The organism is Silvanigrella sp. (genome assembly GCF_044369315.1).
Lineage (GTDB): Bacteria > Bdellovibrionota_B > Oligoflexia > Silvanigrellales > Silvanigrellaceae > Silvanigrella.
This window is the reverse complement of the sequence record NZ_JBIPMD010000194.1, coordinates 1-6,425: the sequence shown is the minus strand read 5'-3', so window position 1 is coordinate 6,425 and position 6,425 is coordinate 1. Positions and strand designations below refer to the sequence as shown.

6 protein-coding genes and 1 pseudogene are annotated in these 6,425 nt (G+C 30.0%); 6 read left to right on the top strand and 1 reads right to left on the bottom strand.

From position 1 onward, the window contains the following. The 3 genes and pseudogenes from ACIQ56_RS13255 to ACIQ56_RS13245 form a co-directional block, all read left to right on the top strand. Nucleotides 1–903 (top strand): annotated as a pseudogene (locus ACIQ56_RS13255) (serine protein kinase); the annotation flags it as partial. A 60-nt stretch (nt 904–963) separates the two neighbouring features. After that, nucleotides 964–2,091 (top strand): DUF444 family protein, encoded by a 1,128-nt coding sequence (locus ACIQ56_RS13250; RefSeq protein ID WP_397601528.1) that lies wholly within the window; start codon nt 964–966, stop codon nt 2,089–2,091. A 2-nt stretch (nt 2,092–2,093) separates the two neighbouring features. After that, complete coding sequence (locus tag ACIQ56_RS13245) at nt 2,094–3,629, top strand: SpoVR family protein (protein WP_397601527.1); 1,536 nt, start codon at nt 2,094–2,096, stop codon at nt 3,627–3,629. Between the two features lie 16 nt (nt 3,630–3,645). On the opposite strand, the gene ACIQ56_RS13240 is transcribed toward ACIQ56_RS13245, so the two are convergent. Beyond that, nucleotides 3,646–4,032 (bottom strand): response regulator, encoded by a 387-nt coding sequence (locus ACIQ56_RS13240; RefSeq protein WP_397601526.1) that lies wholly within the window; start codon nt 4,030–4,032, stop codon nt 3,646–3,648. A gap of 196 nt (nt 4,033–4,228) precedes the next feature. On the opposite strand from ACIQ56_RS13240, the gene ACIQ56_RS13235 reads away from it, so the two are divergent. The 3 genes from ACIQ56_RS13235 to ACIQ56_RS13225 all read left to right on the top strand — a co-directional run. Next, nucleotides 4,229–4,969: a DUF2652 domain-containing protein gene (locus ACIQ56_RS13235; RefSeq protein WP_397601525.1), complete on the top strand. Its 741-nt coding sequence runs from the start codon at nt 4,229–4,231 to the stop codon at nt 4,967–4,969. Between the two features lie 7 nt (nt 4,970–4,976). Continuing rightward, on the top strand, nt 4,977–6,056 hold the full coding sequence (locus ACIQ56_RS13230) for an ABC transporter substrate-binding protein (RefSeq protein WP_397601524.1): 1,080 nt from the start codon (nt 4,977–4,979) through the stop codon (nt 6,054–6,056). Between the two features lie 149 nt (nt 6,057–6,205). Next, nucleotides 6,206–6,425: ATP-binding cassette domain-containing protein (locus ACIQ56_RS13225; RefSeq protein ID WP_397601523.1), on the top strand; the 220-nt coding region annotated here is incomplete at its 3' end.

Here is a 6,425-nt window from a genome sequence, read left to right as displayed (position 1 = left end):
GTTCCTCATATTCATATTGCACCACATACGATTGAAACCGCTGCTATGTGGGGTATTTTAACACGTTTAGAAGAGCCTAAAAAAGCAAACTTAACTGTTATGCAAAAAATGAAATTATATGATGGAAAAACTCTTTCTGGCTATACAGAAGATAATATTAAAGAGCTTCGTAAAGATGCTTTACGCGAAGGTCTTGATGGTATTTCTCCTCGTTATATTCAAGATAAATTATCAAACTCTTTGGTAGAAGATCGTGGGAATGGATGTATAAATCCTTTTATTGTTTTAAATGAATTAGAAGGTGGTTTAAAAAATCATAGCTTAATTCGTGATGAAGAAACGAAAAAAAGATATCGTGAATTACTTGCTGTAGTTAAACAAGAATATGAAGATATTGTTAAAAATGAAGTTCAAAGAGCCATTTCAGCAGACGAAGAAGCCATTGCAAAACTATGTGGAAATTATATTGATAATGTGAAGGCATACACTCAAAAAGAAAGAGTAAGAAATAAGTACACAGGAATGAGCGAAGAACCAGATGAAAGACTCATGCGCAGCATTGAAGAAAAAATAGATATCCCAGAAAGTCGTAAAGATGATTTCCGTCGTGAAATTATGAATTATATTGGTGCACTTGCTCTTGAAGGTAAAATATTTGATTACAAGACAAATGAAAGACTTCATAAAGCTCTTGAACTTAAACTTTTTGAAGATCAAAAAGATACAATTAAGTTAACAAGTTTAGTTAGCAATGTAGTTGATAAAGAAACACAAGCAAAAATTGATGTTGTAAAAAATCGTCTTATTAAAAATTATGGATATTGCGATATTTGTTCAACAGATGCGCTCCACTTTGTTGCAAGTATTTTTGCTCGCGGCGATGTAAAAAGAAATCTAAATTAATTTAAACAATTTTATTGATATGATTTCTTTTTAATTCATAAGTTTTTTGCAACGTTTCTCCTGAAAAGGAAGGGTTCATCAAAAATGAAAATGGAAACCGATGTCAACCGCTTCAGAAAAATAGTAAGAGGAAAAATAAAAGACAATTTAAAACGGTTTATTTCTTCTGGTGAACTCATTGGAAGGCAAGGGAACAAACAAGTTTCCATTCCACTTCCACGAATTGATCTTCCTCGATTCGAATTCGGAGGAAATCAGCAACGTGGAGTTGGACAAGGTGAAGGTGATCCCGGAGATGCAGTGAATCAGGGACAACCGCAACCAGGAGAAGGAGAAGCCGGCCAAAATCCTGGTGAACATAGTATGGAAGTGGATGTAAGCCTTGATGAGCTAGCAGGAATATTGGGAGAAGAATTAGGGCTTCCACGCATTGAAGACAAAGGCAAAAAAAATATCACTCAAAAAAAATATAAGTACCAAGGTGTTTTAAGAAATGGGCCCGAAAGCCTTCGTAACTTTAAGCGTACTTATAAAGAAGCATTAAAAAGACAAATTAGTATTGGTGATTATTCGGACGAAAAACCAATTGTGATTCCTATTAAAGAAGATAAACGATACCGTAGTTTTCGAATTGAAGAAAAGCCAGAAGCCAGTGCTGCTATTATTTATATGATGGATGTTTCTGGATCAATGGGTGATGAACAAAAAGAAATTGTCCGTTTGACTTCATTTTGGTTAAATGCTTGGCTGAAACACAATTACGATAATTTAGATACACGTTTTATTATTCATGATGCTATTGCTAGAGAAGTTGATGAACATACATTTTATCATACAAAAGAATCGGGTGGTACCTTAATCAGTAGTGCCTATAAACTTTGTGAGAAAATTATTTTAGATAATTATCCTACAGCGGAGTGGAATATTTATTTATTTCATTTTTCAGATGGAGATAATTGGAGTGGAAATGATACGAATGAATGTATGAATTTACTTGATAATACTTTACTTCCGGCAAGTAATTTATTTTCATATGGACAAGTTGAGAGCCGTTACGGAAGCGGGCAATTTTTAAAAGACTTGGAAAAACATTACGGCGAACAAAATGAAAAAGTAATCATTCATCAAATAAAAGACAGAGATGGGATTATGAATGCCTTACGTGCTTTTCTAGGAAAGGGGAAGTAATTATGGTTATGGATCCTCGTCTTACTAGCGAATTAACACCTGAATTAAGAGATATCGTAACTGAAATTGAAAGCCATGCTCGAAATTTAGGTTTGGATTTTTTTCCGACCATTTTTGAAATGGTTGATTATCAGCAAATGAGTGAAATTGCTGCTTATGGTGGTTTTCCAACGCGTTACCCTCATTGGCGTTTTGGTATGGAATATGAGCGTATTGCAAAGAGCTATGAATATGGATTGTCACTCATTTATGAAATGGTTATTAATAATGATCCTTGTTACGCTTATTTACTAAGAAGTAACTCACTTGTAGATCAAAAAACAGTGATTGCTCACGTTTATGGTCATTGTGATTTTTTCAAAAATAATTATTGTTTTTCGCATACAAATAGAAAAATGCTTGACGAAATGGCGAATCATGGCAGCCGAGTGCGCCGCTATATTGAAGAAGTAGGGCATGATGAAGTGGAAGGGTTTATTGATATTTGTTTATCATTAGAAAACTTAATTGATCAACATGGACCACATATTCGTCGTGAATATAAACCAAAAGACAAAGATAATTATGATGAGAGTTTAATATCTCCAGATAAATTACCTGTACCGAAACTTCCTTCTTTGCGTGGTTATATGGAGGGATATATAAATCCAGATAGCTATGTAAAGGAACAACAGGCTAAGGTAATTCAAGAAAAAGAGAAAGAAAAAAAATTTCCAGAAAGTTCTGTTCGAGATATTTTAAAATTTTTATTAGATTATGCTCCTTTAAATTCATGGCAAAGAGATGTTCTTTCTATTGTAAGAGAAGAAGCCTATTATTTTGCTCCTCAAGGGCAAACTAAAATCATGAACGAAGGCTGGGCGGTTTATTGGCATTCCAAAATTTTAACGCAATTGGTTTTAAAAGATTCTGAAGTAATTGACTACTGCGATCACTATGCAGGAGTAGTTCAAATGTCAGGGCAAAGATTAAATCCTTATAAATTAGGGGTAGAATTAATGCGGCATATTGAAAAAAGATGGAATAATGGCCAATTTGGTTTAGAATATACCCTTTGTGATGATCCCCAAGTGAGAAGAAATTGGAACAAAAATTCAAACAAAGGAATGGAAAAACTTTTTGAAATTCGAAAATTTCACAATGACATTACTTTTTTAGATGAATTTTTAGATGAAGATTTTTGCGAAGATGCAAAATTGTTTACTTGGGTGCAAGACAGACGTTCAGGTCAAGCAATCATTCATGATAGAGATTTTAAGACAATCAAAAGAGATCTTTTAGATTCTATGACCAATTTTGGACAACCTATTATTGATGTCGTCGATGGAAACTATCGTAACAGAGGCGAACTATTATTGCGCCATAAACATCAAGGAAAAGATTTAAAAATTGATTGGGCTGTAGAAACTTTAAAAAATATTTATAAAATATGGAATAGACCTGTAAATATTGCCACTATTATAGAGTCAGAAAGTAAAGTAATTCATTATGATGGTTCAGAGCCACGTATTGAAAAAGGTGTAAACTTAGATTTTTAGTTTTATAAAATATCCTTTAAAAAAGCGGTGTTGGCTTCAAGAGTTGTTGAATTTTTTCTTTGAACTCATCAACTTTAAATGGCTTTATAATATAGCCATCCGCTTTTAAGCTCATGCCTTGTAATATATACTTTTTCTCTTTTATAGAGGTGAAAAACACAATTTTGAATTTTCTTTTTTGAAAACGATCTTTGACTTGCTGCATCACAGTAAAACCGTTTTTATCTGGCATATAAATGTCTAGCAGTACAAGAGCAAGATCGTGAATATTTGCCAATATTTGGGTCACAAGATCATCGGCATTATAACAACATATCACTTTTAGTTCTAAAGATTCTAATACTTTTTTTGTTACAAGATGAATTTCTTCTGTATCATCAAGTATAATTACAACTTTAGCCATTTTATTCACCAAATTAGAAATTATGTTATTTTTATTTTATCTCATAGATATTTTTCAATAAAGTAAATTTGAAGTCGGAATTTTGATTGTATTTTTCTGAAATTTGACTATTTCTGCTTGATCAATTTTGCAAATTAAGTTTATGATTTTAATAAGTTTAAATTAAAAAAGTGATTAAAATAAAAGAAGAAATAATATGTGTGCTACTGAAAATCAAAACTTATCTAATGAAAAAGAAGCTCTTCTATTTTTTGCGGATATTAGTGGGTATACACAATTTGTAAAAAAACACTCTTTTTCATGGACTCACGGGCAATTTATCATTTCAAAACTCCTTAAAATATTACTTGATCAAATTGAAGATCCTATTAAAGTATCAAAAATTGAAGGTGATGCTATCTTTTTTTATATGCCCATAGATTTAACATTTGATCAAAAATATGTAAGCAATAAACTTTTCCTTTTTTTTGAAGCTTTTAATAATAAAAAATTAACCCTTAACTCAGTAAAAAGTTGTGAATGTCCTTGTTGTTCTAATGTTGATAGCCTTAAGTTAAAGCTTATTGTTCATTCTGGAAAAATATTGATTTATCAAATTAATCAATTTCAAGAATTATCAGGTATGGATGTTATCACACTTCATCGCTTATCAAAAAATAAAATAAATAAAAATGAATATTTATTAATAACAGAAACGGCATTTAGTAGAATTTCATATTTTAAAGATGTTATTTTTAAATCAAATCTTGAAAAATATGACGATATAGGAAATGTTAATACATTTGTGCATTTTCCAAATGAAATGAAAGAATCCAGTAAAATACAAATGATAGGATTTCTGGATAGAGTAACTTTTAAAATAAGAATGTTAACTTATTCATTTCTTTTAAAAATAAAAGTTTTGTTTGAGAGAAAGCAATCTGAAATACAAAGATGAGATCATAATGAAAATATTTTTTATCATTCATTTAATAAATATGATTATTTATTTCAATTTATTTGCAAGTCAAAAAATGAAATTAGCTGTTGTAACAGCTGGAGATCAAAACGACCCATTTTTCTCGATGGTTGTAGATTTTATGAGACTTTCTTGCGAAAGTTTAAATATTGAATTAAAAGCCATTTATGCTAATGATGATTTAAAATTTTTAAATGATGAATTAAAATTAGCTGTAAGTGAAAAAAAATATAATGTTGTTATTTTAATGAATTTTAAAAATCAGCTTATAAGAATGTCACAGTTATTAGAAGAAAATAAAATTCCTTTTTTTATATACAATTCAGGATTTGATTTTGAAACAGATGAGGCAAATAATAACATTCGATTTAAATATTTAATTGGTGAAATGTTACCTAAAGATGAAGTATCTGGTTATGAACTTGCAAAAATAATAACTAAAGAAACAGGATTTAGTCCTGATGGAAAAATTCATTTATTAGGAATAGGCGGTACAATAGCAGATCAGGCTTCAATTGAAAGAGTAAAAGGTTTGATTAAATTTATAAATGAATCTAATGGTAAAGTTATCTTAGATGAAATTGCTTATGCTAATTGGAAAAGAGAAGAAGCATCAGATAAAATAAAAGAACTCCATCGGCTTTATCCAAAATCGAGAGGAATTTGGGTTGCAAATGATGAGATGGCTCTTGGAGTTGTAAATTCATTTGAATCTATAAAATTTAAAAGTATTATCGGTGGCGTTGATTGGACAAAAGAAGCTATTCAATCTGTAAAAAACAAAAAAATGTATGTGACAATGGGTGGTCACTTTATGGATGGAGGTTGGATCGCTATTTTACTTTATGATTATTTTCATGGAATTCAATTTACATCTGATCTTGGTTTTAAAATAACCTCTTGGACAGCACCAATTGATCAAGAAAATATTTCAAAATATATAAATTCTATTGGAAATAAAGCAAACTGGAAAAAGATAAATTTTAAAAAATATTCAAAATTTTTAAATCCACAATTAAAAAAATATGATTTTTCGGAGAAAGCGTTACTTTCTCAATTTAATTAAAAATTTAAAATAACTCTTGCCTTGTTTTTTTATTTTTGTTATGGTTATTTGTTCGTTTTTAATCTACGCTAAGGGTGCCATGTCTAACTAATCTCATTTCTATAAAAAATAAAACAATTAAAATCAAATATTTATTGGAGAATGATAAATTGTCATTTCTATTATCCGTACAAAATTTGGCATATCATTTGCCAGATGGAAGCTTATTATTTAAAAATTTCAATGTTAATATATCAAGTGGAAAAATTGGAATTATAGGTAAGAACGGCATTGGTAAAAGTACATTATTAAAAATAATTATAGGTGAATTAAAGCCAACAGAAGGAGAAATCATTCGAAACGGTAAAATTTCATATTTTCCTCAAAATA